The following is a 14,868-nucleotide window of genomic DNA, read 5'->3' on the forward strand; positions in this document are numbered from 1 at the left end:
CTTGGTCAGCCACCTACCGGAGACCTCGCTCATTGTCGGTCTCGACACGCCCGAACATCAGAGGCTCAGCCCACCGTCCAGCGCGCGATCAAATGTCCGGCGATTCCTGGTCGATTTCGGCCAGGAACCGCTCGGAGCGGCGCGCGAAGAGGTAGGCCCCGCGTTCGTCCGATCGGGCGCGGGCTGCTTCGGCGGCGGCTCGCACGACGTCGACGGGTTCGCCGCGGGCGTGCAGCAGGCGCGCGCGCAGCAACAGCAGGAGCCCTTCGGCGAAACGTTGGCCGTAGGTCGTGAGGGCCTGGTCGGCTCGGTCGAGGGCGGTTGCGGCCGCGTCGGGCATGTCGGCAGCCAGCCACATCTCGGCGATCAGTCCGTAGTGGTATGCGATGCCCCATCGCGGCGGGTCGAGGAGGGTCGCGGCCAGGAGTTGTTCGGCCTCTGCCGCCTTGCCGGCCGGGTCGTCGCCGGTGAGTGCACAGGCCCAGTGCCAGTCCAGCCAGATGTAGTGCTCGTGCGCGACGCCGGAGCGGTCGGCGCCGGCCGCGATCCACCGCTCGGCCGCCCACATCACCCATCGCGCGTCACCGGCCATCGAGGCCGCCATGGTGTGGTAATAGGCCCAGACCGACATCGCAAACAGGTCTTCGTCGGCCAGGTACGCCTTGTCGATCGCGGACCGAGCCGTCTCGACATCGCCGTGCAGCGCGGTGATCACGGCCAGCCAACCGATCCGTTCATTCGGCACCTTCCACGGTCCGAGGTCGCCGGCACCAGGGTGCGGGCTGGTGTGGCCTTGCGCGCTGAAGAAGCGGTACGCCTCGCCGATGTTGCCGATGTCCCACTGGTACAGGCCCCAGGCATGCCGACCGTACGCCTGGATGGTCGGGTCGGCGGACGCCTGTCCTTGCTCGTACACTCGGTGAGCCCACCTCCCACGGTCCTTCTCGATCGAGGTGTAGGCCCCGACGAGCCGAACGAACAGAAAGTGGACGGCCTCCGTCTCGCGGCCGAGCATGCGGGCCAGGTACTCGGCCCGCTCCAGCAGGTCGAACGCCGAACCGCCGTATCCCCCGTGCCTGCTGGCAACAAGGGTGAGCAGTGACAGCACCGACAGCTCCAGGTCCCGCAGGCCGGCCGTGCGCGCGATCTGGGCGGCCGATTCCAGGTGCCGAGCGGCGTCCGCGAACGCGAGCTTGGTCGCCGCACGGCGCCCAGCACGGGCCAGTGCCTGCGCGGTGCGAGCCGGGTCGGCGAGCGGGCCCGCGGCCCAGAGGTGGTAGGCGAGGCGTTCGGCGACAGACTCGTCGTCCTCATGGGTGCGTTCGAGGGCGTCGGCGACCAGCAGATGCAGGTGGACGGTCTGCTGCCGCGTCGTGGTCTCGGTAACCGACTCGCGGACCAGGTCGTGCGCGAACCGTAGCGAGTGCGGGCTTTCCGGCTTGGTTTCCAGCAGACCGAGCGCCTGCAGCGGTTCGAGGCGTTCGAGGCAGTCCGCGACCTCGACGCCGCCTGCGGCGGCGAGCAGGGCGAGGTCCACGTCACGGCCGATGAGCGCGGCGACATGCAGCAGGTCGCGAGCGCTGTCGTCGAGACCGGCCATCCGGTCGCGGATGACGTCTCGTACGGTGGCCGGTACCCCAGCCGGCACTGCTGCCTCGCCCTCGCGCAGCGAGCCGCCATCGCTCAGGAGCCGGGACAGCTCCCGGACGAAGAACGGATTGCCGGCCGTACGGGTATGGATGCCGCAGGCGACATCAGCGCCCGGGTCCTGGCCGATTTCGCGGCGGATGAGCTCGGTCACCTCGGTCAAGCCGAGCGGGCCGAGCCGGATCCTGCGGTGATCCGGCAGCCGACTGGCCGCGGCCAGGACCCGCGACAAGTCAGAGCCGGGTACGGGTGCGCGATCACGGAGCGCGCCGATGATCACCGTGCCGGCGGGTAGCCGGGCCGCGAGGTGGCCGAACAGCTGGAGCGAGGCGGTGTCAGCCCATTGGAGATCATCGAGGATCAGCAGCGTGGGCCGTTGCGCCGAGGCCTGCCCGACTACGGTGACGACCTGTTCGAGCAGGCGGAACTGGGCGCCGCTGTCAGGAACCGTTGGCGCGGCCGCGCTGTCGTTTCGCGGTTCGAGGAGGCCGCCGAGATCACTGGCGAGCCATTTCTCCCGCAACGGCGCCGGCAGGCTGTCGAGGATCGGACGGAGCGCCTGCTCCCACAGCCACATCGGCGGTGTTCCATCACCTTCCAAGCAGGAACCCCAGACCACGAACGGGCCGAGCCGGCTCGCCTCGGCGGCGATTTCCTGCAGCAGGCGGGTCTTGCCCACGCCCGGTTCGCCTTCGACGATCGCGAGCGCCGAGTGGCCGGTGAGTGCCATCTCGACGGCTTGCCGCAGGATGGCGAGCTCCTCGGCCCGGCCGACCAACCCGGCCGCCGCTCGCGCCGACGCGCCGTCACCCCCGACGTCCGCACCCGTCACGACCGGCGACGTCGGAGGCTGCGCCAGTACCTGCAGATATGCGGCCTGCAGCTCCGGGCCGGGCTCGACACCGAGCTCGTCGGCAAAGCAGTCGCTGACCGTGCGGAACGCCGACAGTGCCTCCGCACGGCGTCCCGCGGCCCCGAGGATGGCGACAAGGCCGGCCTGCACCGGTTCATGGAACGGCGCCATCGATGCGGCCAGCCGCAACGCCGGCAGCACAGGCACCGGCCGGCGCAGCGACATCGCCAGTTCGGCCGCTGCAGCGCACGCGGCGTGGAACTCGTCGTCGAGGGCCGCGAAGATCGGCAACGCGGTTGGCCCATGCGTGAATCCGTCGCCCGCACGGCCCTGCCACAGGCCGAGCGCTTCGATGTAGCGATCAAGCGCCGTTTCGTGACGATGCTCTGCGAGGGCCTCTTTCGCGGTCTCGACGAGCTCCCGGAAGGCGACCAGGTCCAACATGCCGGAAGGCGCCGTGAACAGGTAGGCGTTGCCGCGGCGGTGCAGGTATGAGCCCGTTCTACGGGAGGGGATCGCGGGTTCGAGCAGCCGCCGCAACGCGCCGACGTACTTCTGGATGATGTTGAGCGCGCTGCTGGGGACGCCGTCGCCCCAGATCAGATCGATCAACTCGCTCGCGCTGATCGGCCTGCCCACCCGAGCCAGCAGCAAGGCCAGCAGATACGCCTGCTGCCGGGGACCGGTATCCAGCTCGACACCGTCCCGCCACACCCGTAACGGGCCGAGGACCTGCAGGCGCAAACCAACGCCACCGACCGGCCGCCCCTCGTCGTCAGGCTGGACCGGATGAACTGTCAAGGCCACGCCGACCCCCGGGAACATGACAGATCGTCGGCTGACCAGCCGTCGAACGCGGAATTGTAGCGCACAAGCCTACCGGTCCAAACCCTGCCCAGAAACCCGTCAAACGTCGATCCGACCAGGCACGCAACCCAGCCGGCCACCACCGTCGCCGAGTCGCGGTCGGGCGTGCCGAGCGCGGTGGCGACCCGCATCGCGTCGAAGAGCGTGCCGTCCGAGACCAGCCGCGGGTAGCAGACGGTCCAGTCGAACTCGAAGACCGCCGCCACCATTGATCAGCGTGGGCGGCTGAGGGCGGCCTCGGCCAGATCCGTCCACGTCTCGGCCGAGGAGTGGGGCACGACGACCCAGTCCTTCATCGCCCTGCCCTGCCCCGAGGGGTCGAACAGGGACGCGCCGGCCAGCTGGAGCGCGGCTGCGTGCTCGGGGGTGTCCCTGACCAGCCGGAACACCATCGCGCCGTCGCGCTGCAGGCTCGCGAACACCTTCCCCGCCTGATCTTTGAGCGCGGGACTCCCCATCATCCTGGAGATCCGTACACCCAGGTCGGCCAGCTCGGCGCCGACCTGCTTGAAATCCTCTTCCGCGCTCATCGTCAGTCAGTCAGTCCCAAACTCCATGGCGGTGTGGTCGAGCAGCTCGGCCCCCGCCTTCCGGCAGAACGGCGATCAGGGTAGTCGTCCTGGCGGTACCGATCAAGGCCGGATGCGGAGTGCCGACCGGTGGTGACGCGGAGGAACGCCGAGGAACGCGGAGGAACGCGATGGAACGCCGGACCTGTAGGGAGTCAGGTCGGTGGACCGGGGGTGGCTCCCGGCGATCCCCGGTGTGACCGCTGTCCGCGGTGTTCGCCGCCGCCTGACGCGCTCATCGGAACCAGTCATCGGAGGGTGTCCATGGTGTTGTACCGTCCGTTCGACCAGCCTGGTGGTCACCAGGCCGGCCCTTCGACGATCAAGATGCTCGGCCCGCTCGACGTCCGGCGTGGGGGTTGCCCTCTCGTGCTGCCCCCGCGGCGCAGGAGCCTGCTGGCGCTGCTGGCGTTCAGCCCGGGCAGGGTCGTGACCGCCGAACAGCTGGTGGACGGTTTGTGGGGCGAGGATGCTCCGCCCACGGCCTTACGCACGCTGCACGCTCACATCGCCAAGCTGGGCGCGGACCTGTCCCGGCATCGCGGCGAGCGGCCCATCCGGCGGCAGGCCCCCGGATACCTGCTGCGCGCGGATGCGGTGGACGTCGATGGGGAACGGTTCGAGGAGTCGGTGACGACGGGGTTGCGGTTCTCGGCGCAGGGGCGGTTCGCCGAAGCGTCGCGGAGTCTGCGCGCGGGGCTGGCGCTGTGGCGCGGGAACGTCGTGTCGGACTGCCAGGTGCACGGTTGGGCCCTGGCCGAGATCGGCTATCTGGAGGGGCTTCGGCTCCAGGCGTACGAGGGGGAGTTCGCCGCGAGCCTGGCGGCGGGCGTCACGGACACGGCGGTCGGCCGTCTGGAGCGTCTGGTGGGCGAGCATCCGCTGCGTGAACGGCTGTGGGAGCTGCTCATCGTGGCGTTGCGTACGGCCGGCCGCCCCGGGGACGCGCTCGGCGCCTATCACCGGGCTCGCCGCACCTTGATCGACGAGCTCGGCATCGAGCCAGGGGAAGGGTTGCGACACGTCGAGGCGGGCGTGCTGCGAGGCGTCACCGACCCCCGGATGCTGCTCCGCCTGTCGTCAGGCCCGCCGGTGGCGATCACCGACTGCGCATGAGGCCGGTCTCCACGGCGAGGAAGGCGAGCGCGTCGGCGCCCACGGCCACCCCCTTGCCGCGGGACCGGGGTTGGTGGCCGAGGCCGCCGGCGACGTGGAAGAGGACCGTTCCCGGTCCGGTGGCGGCGTGCTGCAGGGCGGCGGCCATCTTGCGTGCGTGCATGTGATCGACCCGCGTGTCGTGCTCGAACACCACGAACATGCACGACGGGTACGTCTCGCCCGGGACGACGTGATGGTAGGGCGAGTACGCCATCAGCCAGTCGAGCTCGGCGGGCACGTCCACGCTGCCGTACTCGAAGCGCCAGGCCGGTCCCATCCCGAAGCGCTCGTAACGCGCCATGTCGGCCAGCGGCGCGATGCAGACGGCGGCGCGGTAAAGCTCACGGCGCTGGGTCACGGCGACCGCCGCCAGCAGGCCGGCGTTGCTGGCCCCGATCACGCCGAGGCGGTCACCGCTCGTCCAGCCCTCGCCGATCAGCCACTCGGCTGCCGCGTGGAAGTCGTCGAAGGCGTTCTGCCTGTGCCCCCGCATGCCGGCACGGTGCCAGGCCGCTCCCTGCTCGCCCCCGCCCCGCACGCACGCGACGGCGAACACACCGCCTGCCTCCACCCAGGCCAGGGCGCTCGGCTCGAAAGACGGCGTCACGGCCGCGCCGAAGCCGCCGTAGGCGGTGAGCAGCGCCGGCCGGACACGATCCGGGCCGGACGCGCAGCTCGCCGGTGCCATCACGAAGATCCGGACCTCGGTGCCGTCCGCCGAGACATAGCTTTCCCGCCGCGTGGTGATCGTCGCCTGGGACGTCGTACGCCGGTCGGCGCCGGTTCGCGCCGCAGGTCCGGCGTACCGCAGGACGGTGGGCGCCGTCGTGTAGTCGGTGTAGGTGAACCAGGCGATGGCGGGTGCGCCGGGCCGTACGGAGAGCTCGCGCACCGTCCCGGCGCCCGGCAGCGCGACGTGGTCCAGGCACCGGCTGGACCGGCCGTCCCAGACCGTGACCTCCGACGCCGCGTCGCGTGTGCGCACCACGAACAGCCGGGGCGCGTTCGTCCCGTCGTCCTCCAGCAGGGAGAATCCGGAGATCGCCGCGGCAGGGTCCTCCGGCACCACGTCCCGCCAGGACCGGCCGTCCCACTTCGCGGCCGTCGTTCCCAGGTTGCGGGCGGCCATGGCGCGGACGCGGCCCCGCGGTGCCGCGCCGGTGGTGTGCAGGTAGATCTCGCCGGATCGGCTCACCCGCGCGAAGCCGAGCGCCCCCGGGGCGAGCGGGATCGGCAGGAACCGCGGTTCGTCCGGCGGCGAGACGGTCAGGTCCGCGAGGTGCAGCGTGTTCCACGGGGCCGTGCCGACCCTGGCGGACACCACGAGCCAGCGACCGTGGTACAGCGCGACCCGATGGCTCGTCCTGGCATCGCCGCCCAGGCCGAAGACCGGGGTGTCCTTCCGGGCGTCGCGGCCCACCCGATGCAGCCACACGCTCCGTACGGCGCCAGGAGACTCGTCGAGACCGCGCCTGACGTAGAAGAACGCGGACTCGTCGGGCAGCCACGCGACGGTCGGGTACCGGACGCCGCCGATCGGCCCGTCGACGATCTCGCCCGAGACGAGGTCGGCGACGAGCAGCACGCCCTGCTCGGTGCCGTCCCGCGACACCTGGCAGGCCAGCAGGCGGCCGGTCGAAGAGAGAGACCAGGAGTCGAGCGTGGCGCCGGCGCTTCCCGGCCCGCCGAGGCGTGCCGGATCGAACACGACGCGCTCGCCGCCGTCGTCCCTGCAGTACAGCGCGGCGTGTTCCTGTCCGGGGCGGCGGCTGAGGAAGTACGCCCGAGTCCCGCGCCAGACCGGTGCGGAGTCCGTCCCCGGTGTCATCAGCCGGTCGAGCAGGTCGGCGAAGAACGGACGGGGCCTGGACGACCTGAGATACCCCTCCGTCAGCTCGTGCTGCGCCCGCAGCCAGCGCCGGCTCTCCGCGCCGTCACCCTCCAGCCAGCGGTACGGGTCCGGGATCACCCGTCCGTGCACGACGTCGGAGTCCTCGCCCCGGCGGGCCGGCGGGTAGGCCCGCGCGCTCATGCGGGCCTTTCGGCGTCGCCGCCCTCGGCGACCGGAACGGCGGCCGCCGCCGCGGGAGCGTGGTCCGGCGTGCGCTCGTCGCCCGCCCGCATGACCCGCAACACCGGAAGCAGGAGCAGCATGCTGACGGCCGACACCCCGCAGGCGACCCACAAGGTGGGGACGATCCCGGCCTGCTGCCCCAGAGCCCCGCCGACGAGCGCCCCCGCGAAAGCGCCGGCCGCGGTGAGCAGTTGCACGCTGACCGACAGCCGCCCCAGGACCTCTTCGGGAATCCGGATCGTGACGAAGCCGAGCAGCCCGACGTTCGCGATCGCGCCGAACAGGTACGGGAGCCCGATGCCCAGGCCCGCCGTGATCGCCGCCACGAGCACGGGCCCGCCCGCCAGCGGAAGCGCCACGGTGCCGATCGCGCCGCCGATCAGGCCCACCATCGTGAGCCGTTCGGTGTTCAGCCGCCGCGAGAGCAGCTCGCTGAGGAACGTCCCCGTCACCCCGGCGACGCCGAGGAGCACGAACAGCAGGCCGTACCACTGCGCCGGGACGTGCAGGACCTTCAACACGTACGGCGCGACCAGCGCGAGGGTCATCCCCATGACGAGCTGCTGGCCCACGAGGAAGGGGACGAGCGCGCGCAGGAAGGGCTGCCCCCACAGTGACCTGAACCCGGCGCCGAGCTCGTGGGCGAAGGAGCGTTCCTGCCGTGCCTGCTGGGCCGGCCGCTCCGGTGTCCTGATCAGAGCGGTGGTGCCCGCGCTGATCAGGCGCGAGACCGTGTCCACCACGAAGGGGACGACGGGGCCGAGCGCCGCCGCCGGGCCGGCCAGCGCCCTGCCGAGCGTCCCGCCGACGTACTCGCCGCGATTGAGCCGGGCCCTGGCCTTGACGATGTCGCCGGTGCCCACGATGGTCTTGAGATAGATCAGGTACAGGGTCTCCACCATCACGCCGACCGTGCCGATCACGAACACCAGCGCGCCCAGCGCCCAGATGCTGAGCCTGCCGGTGAGCATCGACACGATGGTCAGGCCGAGGGCCACGGCGACCGTGAGGTCGCACGCGATGAGCACCCGCCGCCGGGAGCTCAGCCGGTCGACCAGGCTGCTGATGAACAACCCGAGGAGCGGTAGGGGAAGGCTCCCCGCCGCGACCAGGAAACCCGTCTCCGCGGGTGAGGCGCCAAGATATTGCACCGCCACCAGGGGGACCGCGATCACCGTGAACACCGAGCCGAAAGCCGAGGCGACCTGGCCGCCCTGGAAGAGCCGGAAATCTCGTGTCATGCCATTCTCCGAAGTTTCAGGCCGGCCGGCGAGCGTGGGCGGCAGACCGGTGCGAACGCTGGGAACGCGGGACCGGGAAGCAAGACGGCCGGCATCCGCTGGTCTCGGTGCCGGCCGCTCGCGTTCGGCGCGGCGTCAGATCGGACGCCCCGCGTTCATCCGCCTCGATGGCGGCATCAGTTGGTGTTGTTGCAGTTGAACAGGCTCAGCGTGCTCCAGGGAGCATCCTCCGCAAGCTCGACGTCAAGCTCCTGAAGGGCCAGAACTTCCGACATGGGTCACACACCTCCTTCCTTCTCTCGACACCTTCTCCGGCCGGCGGTCGCCGGCCGGAAGCTCAGGGTGGGGCAGGTCAGTCCAGCAGCAGGAAATGGCCGGCTGGACGGTTCAGCACCCGGTGCAGGGCCAGCAGGATGCCCGCCCCGCCGCTCCAGAGCTCCCCGCTGAACCGCAGCGAGCCCTCGCCGAGGAAACGCACGCCCCGCCGGCCGCCGACGGCGTACTTGACGAGGCCGGTGGCGACGTCGAGCGCGGCGTCCGCCGAGCGTGGATCGTCCATGAGCTCCGCGTGATCCGCCAGCGCGAACGCCAGGCCCGCCAGACCGCAGTACAGCCCGGGGAAGGCGCAGCAGTTCTTGCGGACGTCGCTGAGGACGCGTGGCAGCGCCGTCGTGATCCGGGCGTCGCCGAAGTCGTCCGGGCCCGCCGCGTACCGGCTCAACGCCAGCGCGACCCCCGCCGAGCCGCTGAACAGGTAGGGCAGGCCGCGATGGGTCTGGTCGCTGTCGCTGAAGGAGAGCGCGCCGTCCGGTAGTTCGATCGCCAGGTCGAGCTCCTCGTGCAGCAGGCGCCTGCCGGCGTGCGCGTAGCGGTCGTTCCCGGTCGCCGCGCTCAGCCGGTGCAGGAAGAGGGCGATGCCCGCCCGGCCGTGCAGCAGCCCGCGGGCGTTGCCCGGCCCCAGGGTGGGACGCAGGTCATCGGTGCGGACGATGGCCTCGCCCGCCGTCACCGCCAGGTCCAGGAAGCGCGCCTGATCGGTGCCGCGGTGCATGCGCAGGGCGGCCATGCCGACGCCGGCCCGCCCCTCGCCGAGGGTCGTCGTCCTCTCCAGGATCGGGTGGCGGGCAGCGTGCGCGAGCACGTCACCGGCCTCGTCGTGCAGGCCGAGGTCGGCGAGGACCCAGGCGACGCCGGCCGTCCCGGTGTGCAGGCCCGGCGGAAGGTCGCCCGCGTGGTCCACGGCCCGGGTACGAAGGCGCTCGGCCAGCCCGGCAGGGATCGCGGAGCCCGTGACGTGCAGGGCGTGCAGGATGCCGGCCAGGCCGTAGGCGACGCAGAGCAGATTCGTCTCGAATCCCCGTGGCACGGTGGGGAAGTTCCGGTCGAGCCGTTCGGCGTCGATCATGTCCATGAGCCCCAGCCGGACCTCGTCGGCGAACCGGGCGAGACTCTCCCGTGGCCGTTCGTCGAGCTCTCCGGGAGCGGGCAGCGAGCCGGTCCGCGCCGTGTCCCGCTCGTCGTGGAAGCGTGTCGCACGCCGCCACAACGCGGCGGGGACAGGGGCGTGCTTGCCGACGTCCCGGCGCAGCCAGCGCAGGTTGCCGGGGCTGCGCCGGACCACCGCGTGCATCGGCATGACCAGCAGCAGCGCGATGGCGGAAAGCCCGTACTCGTCCCAGGCGAACGGGCCGGACAGGGGGAAGCCGGCCGGTGGCGCGTAGCCGTCCGCCCCCATGGGGATGAGAGGGGCGTCGCGGTGGGTGCACGACTCGAAGTCGACCAGCCTGACGCCGTCGGGGGTCACCATCACGTTGCGCGGGTTGAGGTCGCCGAAGCGGAACCCGGCTCCGTGGAGCCGGGCGAGCGCCTGGTCCAGCTCGGCGAGCACCCTCTCGCATTCGCCGTAGTAGGCGTCGAAGTCGGCCGATGTCCTGCCGGCCTGGATCAGCGGCGAGTGCAGCGCCGCCCACGTGTGCAGCGGTGTTCCGGCGACGAACTCCGTCACCAGGAACTCGTGCTCCCACTCCTGGAAGTAGTCGAGCGGCTGCGGGCAGGCGTCCGGCGCGGCCTGGTACACCTCGGTGAGCACGCCGTGCTCCCGGCGCAGCCGTTCGACGGCCGTGCTGCGATCCCAGTACAGGCCGTTGTGCGCGCGTGCCTCCTTGATGAACACGGTGCGGCCCGTCCGGGTGTCCTTGGCCTCGTAGGCGCCACCGGCGTTGCTGGGCTGGAGGACCTGCACGATCTCGTAGCCGTGGATCACCGGCGGGCCGTTGCGCGGCCGCCCGGCCGGCTTCGCGAAGGGGTCGCCGATGCCTGGGGGCAGCGTGAAGGAGACGCCTCTGGAATCGGTCACGTCGCGGCCGTAGCCGTCCCGTACCAGGCTCTCCCGGCCGCCGTCCGCCCGCAGCCCGCCGCGCGCCTCGAACGCGCCGTAGCGGTAGTACACCGTGCGCGAGTCGCGGAAACGGCGGTCGGACAGGACGTAGGGCCCCTCCTCCCCGGCGAGTTCGCCGGCCAGCCGTTCCATCAGGCGCAGGGCGCTCCGCTCGTCGGGGTACAGGGCGCAGAACTTGCCGGCCTGCGGCCTCGGTCCGTGCTTGTGGTGCATGAACAGGAAGAACACCTCGGCCGACAGGTGCTTGAAGGCCACCCGCTCCGCGTGGCAGGCGCGGGCGACCGTGTCCAGTACGAGGTCGGCGCGTTCGAGGCGGGCGGAGACGTGCACCTTCCACCCCTGGTCCGGCGTGACCACGTCGGGATGGGTCCACCTGGTCCACACGTCATGCGTGGCGGAGGTCCAGCCGTCGGAGACGGACCTGGGGGCGAAACGCCTCCCTGGGTCCGGCAGCCAGGACAGCGGCGCGTAGAACTCAGGATCCGCCTGCGCGTAACTGTGGAAGCCGAGCATTGGTATGTCCCCGTTTCACTGACCCGACCGGTACGTCGCTGGGTCCTTGGTATCCGGGGGGTGTTGCCGGGCCGTTGCCACGCAGGTGGAGGCGGTTGGGGACACGGGCAGGGGCACAAGGGCCGCTGCGGGCCGCGCGGGAAACCGCCATGTGCCGCAGAGGCAGGAACGGCCTCAGCCGTGATGCTCGACGAGGCGGGTGAGCAGGTCGATCAGGTTCTGCCGGTCGGCCGGGGGGAGCGGGGAGAGGAACTCGTCCTGGGCGGCGGCGAGCAGCCGGTCGAGGTGGGTGAGTTGGCTTCGGCCTGCCGCGGTGATGGTGATGATGTTGCGCCGGCGGTCGTCCGGGTCGGGTGCGCGCTCGAGGAGTTGCCGTTCGGCGAGGTCGTTGACGGTCGCCACCATGTCGCTGCGGTCGATGCCGGTACGGCGGCCGAGGGCGGCCTGGCTGGCCGGGCCGTACTCCTCCAGCGCGGCGAGCAGGGCGTAATGGTAGCGCCGAAGGCCGGCTTGGCCGAGCGCTTGGTCCACGATCCGGTTGGCGATCTGCGCCGCATGGTTGGTCAGCCTGCTCGGCAGCGTACGCAGCCGCTGCGGCGGCGGCCCCTCTGGCGTGTCCACGGGGACAATCTAGCAAATTGTTGGCCGCACCCACGATTAGGTGTACTGTTGGCTGCACCAACGTTGGTCTAACCAACATTCTCGTCGCTGTGGGCCTTCGAGAAGGCGCACAACTGACATGCTGGAAAGGCGGATAACTGACATGCCGACGACGAATTCCGCAGTGGGCGCGTCGATCCGGGGGCGCACGCTCTACCCCGGCGACGAGGGCTTTGAGGAGGCCTGCTCCGGCTGGTTGCTGACGGTCGAGCACCGGCCCGAGGTGGTCGTGGTCGCCGCCGACGCCGATGACGTGGCCGCAGCCGTCCGGTTCGCGGCCGAGGCAGGACGCCCGGTCGCGGTGCAGTCGACCGGGCACGGTAAGTCGGTGCCCGCGGAGGGAGCCGTGTTCATCGCCACCGGGGAGCTGCGCGAGCTGTCGGTGGACCCGCGTGCCGGCACCGCGAGGATCGGAGCCGGGTTGCGGTGGGGTGAGGTGCTCACCGCGGCGGCCGAGCACGGTCTCGCGCCGCTGTGCGGCTCCTCCGGCCAGGTCGGGGTGATGGGCTATCTGACCGGCGGCGGGCTCCCGCTGGCCGGCCGTACGTACGGCTTCGCCGCCGACTACGTCTGCTCGCTCGACATCGTCACCGCCGACGGACTGCTCCGCACCGTCTCGCCGACCCAGGAGCCCGACCTGTTCTGGGCGGTACGGGGCGGCAAGAGCAACTTCGGCGCCGTGGTCGCGGCCGAGATCGAGCTGCTGCCGCTGCGTACCGTCTACGGTGGTGAGCTCTACTACCCGGTCGAGGATCGCAGGCACGCTGCCCACGTGCTCGGCTCCTACCTGGCCTGGGCCAAGGAGCAGCCGGAGGAGATGTCGTCCTCTGTGACGTTGCTGCGCTTCCCTGACGTGCCGCAGTTGCCCGAGGAGTTCCGTGGCCGTTCGTTCGTGCAGGTCCGGGTGGTCCACATGGGGGACGAGGAGCAGGGTGCGCGGCTGGTGGAGCCGTTGCGCGCGCTCGGCCCGGAGAAGGACACCTGCGACGCCAGGCCGTACACGCAGATCACCGAGATCTACCAGGACCCCAAGAACCCGGTCATGGCGCACCTGCGCAGCGCGTTGTTGCACGAACTGGACGACGAGGCCGTGGAAGAGCTGGTCTCGTTCATCGATCCGTCGAAGCCCGGGGGCCCGTTCCCCGGCATCGAGCTACGTCACCTGGGCGGGGCGCTGAACCGGCCGCCCGGCCGCCCGCACGCGGTCAGCACCCAGGGCGCGGCCTTCCACCTGTGGATGCGGATGCCGGCTCCGGCCGAGCAGGCCGACGCGGTGCGCAAGGCCGCCGACGAGGCGCTGGAGCGGCTGCGGCGGTGGGACACCGGCGCCGCGCTTCCGGGGTTCCTGTTCGACCACGACTCGGCTCCCGAGCGGGTCAGGCGGGCCTACACCGAGGCGGACTACCGGCGGCTGGCCGCGCTGAAAGCGACATACGACCCGGACCAGCTTTTCCGGATCAACCACAACATCCCGCCGTCGAGCGCCTCGACGGACTGATCGGCCGTACATCGATCACGCGGTCGGCGCCGCGGTGAGCGGCGTCGCGATGGCCTCCAGGCCCTTGCGCTCGGCCTTGACCCCGAACAGCAGCTCGACCAGCCCCGCCACGATCATCACGATGCCGCCGATGGAGAACGCGAGCGCCGTGTCCCCGGGCACCCCGGTCTCGACAAGGGAGGCGAAGACCAGCGGGCCGGCGATGCCACCGGCGGCGGTGCCGATCGCGAAGAAGAACGCGATGGCCAGGGCCCTGGTCTCCATGGGGAAGATCTCGCTGACGGTCAGGTACGCCGAACTGGCCCCGGCCGAGGCCACGAAGAGCACCACGGACCAGCACGCGGTCAGCGTCACGGCGTTCAGCAGGCCCTGGTTGAACAGCCAGGCCGTGCCCAGCAGGAGCAGCCCGGACCCGATGTACGTGGCCGAGATCATCGGGATCCTGCCCACGGTGTCGAAGAGGCGGCCGAGCAGGAGCGGGCCGAGGAAGTTCCCGACCGCGATGACGGCGAAGTAGTAGCCGGCATTCGTGTCGATCTTGAAGAAGGTGGCCAGGATCTGCGCGTACCCGAAGGTGATCGCGTTGTAGAGGAACGCCTGGCCGATGAAGAGCGACAGGCCGAGGATCGTACGTTGGGGATAGAGCGCCACCATCGTGTGGGCGATCCGGACGAAACCGATGGACTTGCGCTGGTGCACGGTCACCGACTCCTTCGGCTCCGGCAGGTCGGCGCCGATCTGCCGCTCGATGCCGCCGACGATCTCCTCGGCCTCCTTCTCCTTGCCGTGGATGAACAGCCAGCGCGGGCTCTCCGGTACGTGCCGCCGTACCAGCAGGATCGCCAGGCCCAGCACCACGCCCAGGCCGAACGCGACGCGCCAGCCGATGTTCACCGGCAGGCCGCTCAGCAGCGGCACGGTCAGCAACGCGCCGCCGGCGGCGCCGAGCCAGTAGCTGCCGTTGATGATGATGTCGATGCGCCCCCGGTGGTGGCTCGGGATGAGCTCGTCGATGGCGGAGTTGATGGCCGCGTACTCGCCGCCGATCCCGAACCCCGTCATGAACCTGAACAGGAAGAACCACCACGCGTGGAAGGAGAACGCGGTCATCAGGGTCGCCGCCAGGTAGACGACCAGCGTGATGAGGAAGAGCTTCTTCCTGCCGAACCTGTCGGTCAGCCAGCCGAAGAACAGCGCACCCGAGCAGGCGCCCGCGACGTAAAGGGCCGCGGCCAGGCCCGCGACCTGCGCCTGAGTGATCTCCAGGCCGCTTCCCGGCTTGGCGAGCTGCCCTGAGCTTGAGGTTTAACCTTTGAGCTGCACATTTGCCGCGATCGGCAACAGAGGTGATTGATCCGACATAGCGGATTGTGTCCTCTGCAATACGGCG

Annotated in this window: 11 protein-coding genes; 2 read left to right on the forward strand and 9 right to left on the reverse strand. The window is 70.9% G+C overall.

Translation table 11 applies throughout. The features are described 5' to 3' along the window. Positions 1–88: 88 nt before the first annotated feature. The 3 genes from ACIHFD_RS18345 to ACIHFD_RS18355 are packed head-to-tail and all read right to left on the reverse strand — an operon-like array spanning position 89 to position 3,897. A complete protein-coding gene (locus ACIHFD_RS18345; protein ID WP_397367911.1) occupies positions 89–3,325 on the reverse strand; it encodes an AAA family ATPase in 3,237 nt (1,078 codons plus the stop codon). After that, entirely contained in the window at positions 3,298–3,576 is a 279-nt protein-coding gene (locus ACIHFD_RS18350; RefSeq protein ID WP_397367912.1) for a hypothetical protein, read from the reverse strand. The genes ACIHFD_RS18345 and ACIHFD_RS18350 overlap by 28 nt, the downstream gene beginning before the upstream one ends. 3 nt (positions 3,577–3,579) lie before the next feature. Then, the gene (locus tag ACIHFD_RS18355) at positions 3,580–3,897 is read right to left on the reverse strand and encodes a hypothetical protein (RefSeq protein ID WP_397367913.1); all 318 of its coding nucleotides are present in this window, start codon (positions 3,895–3,897) and stop codon (positions 3,580–3,582) included. 303 nt (positions 3,898–4,200) lie between these two features. Between ACIHFD_RS18355 and ACIHFD_RS18360 the strand changes: the two genes are divergently transcribed. Further along, on the forward strand, positions 4,201–5,052 hold the full coding sequence (locus ACIHFD_RS18360) for a BTAD domain-containing putative transcriptional regulator (RefSeq protein WP_397367914.1): 852 nt from the start codon (positions 4,201–4,203) through the stop codon (positions 5,050–5,052). On the opposite strand, the gene ACIHFD_RS18365 is transcribed toward ACIHFD_RS18360, so the two are convergent. The 5 genes from ACIHFD_RS18365 to ACIHFD_RS18385 form a co-directional block, all read right to left on the reverse strand. After that, positions 5,036–7,126 carry a prolyl oligopeptidase family serine peptidase gene (locus ACIHFD_RS18365; RefSeq protein WP_397367915.1) on the reverse strand — a complete coding sequence of 697 codons (2,091 nt, stop codon included), beginning with the start codon at positions 7,124–7,126 and terminating at the stop codon, positions 5,036–5,038. The two genes, ACIHFD_RS18360 and ACIHFD_RS18365, sit on opposite strands and share 17 nt — an antisense overlap. Beyond that, on the reverse strand, positions 7,123–8,409 hold the full coding sequence (locus ACIHFD_RS18370; protein WP_397367916.1) for an MFS transporter: 1,287 nt from the start codon (positions 8,407–8,409) through the stop codon (positions 7,123–7,125). The genes ACIHFD_RS18365 and ACIHFD_RS18370 overlap by 4 nt, the downstream gene beginning before the upstream one ends. A gap of 176 nt (positions 8,410–8,585) precedes the next feature. Then, complete coding sequence (locus tag ACIHFD_RS18375; RefSeq protein WP_350730711.1) at positions 8,586–8,684, reverse strand: class III lanthipeptide; 99 nt, start codon at positions 8,682–8,684, stop codon at positions 8,586–8,588. 77 nt (positions 8,685–8,761) lie between these two features. Beyond that, a complete protein-coding gene (gene lanKC, locus ACIHFD_RS18380; RefSeq protein ID WP_397367917.1) occupies positions 8,762–11,320 on the reverse strand; it encodes a class III lanthionine synthetase LanKC in 2,559 nt (852 codons plus the stop codon). Between the two features lie 174 nt (positions 11,321–11,494). Further along, on the reverse strand, positions 11,495–11,941 hold the full coding sequence (locus tag ACIHFD_RS18385; RefSeq protein ID WP_397367918.1) for a MarR family winged helix-turn-helix transcriptional regulator: 447 nt from the start codon (positions 11,939–11,941) through the stop codon (positions 11,495–11,497). 142 nt (positions 11,942–12,083) lie between these two features. Between ACIHFD_RS18385 and ACIHFD_RS18390 the strand changes: the two genes are divergently transcribed. Continuing rightward, positions 12,084–13,478, forward strand: a complete 1,395-nt coding sequence (locus ACIHFD_RS18390) for an FAD-binding oxidoreductase (protein ID WP_397367919.1) — start codon at positions 12,084–12,086, stop codon at positions 13,476–13,478. Between the two features lie 15 nt (positions 13,479–13,493). On the opposite strand, the gene ACIHFD_RS18395 is transcribed toward ACIHFD_RS18390, so the two are convergent. Beyond that, on the reverse strand, positions 13,494–14,744 hold the full coding sequence (locus ACIHFD_RS18395; RefSeq protein ID WP_397367926.1) for an MFS transporter: 1,251 nt from the start codon (positions 14,742–14,744) through the stop codon (positions 13,494–13,496). Positions 14,745–14,868: the final 124 nt, after the last annotated feature.

It is taken from the genome of Nonomuraea sp. NPDC051941 (genome assembly GCF_044593615.1).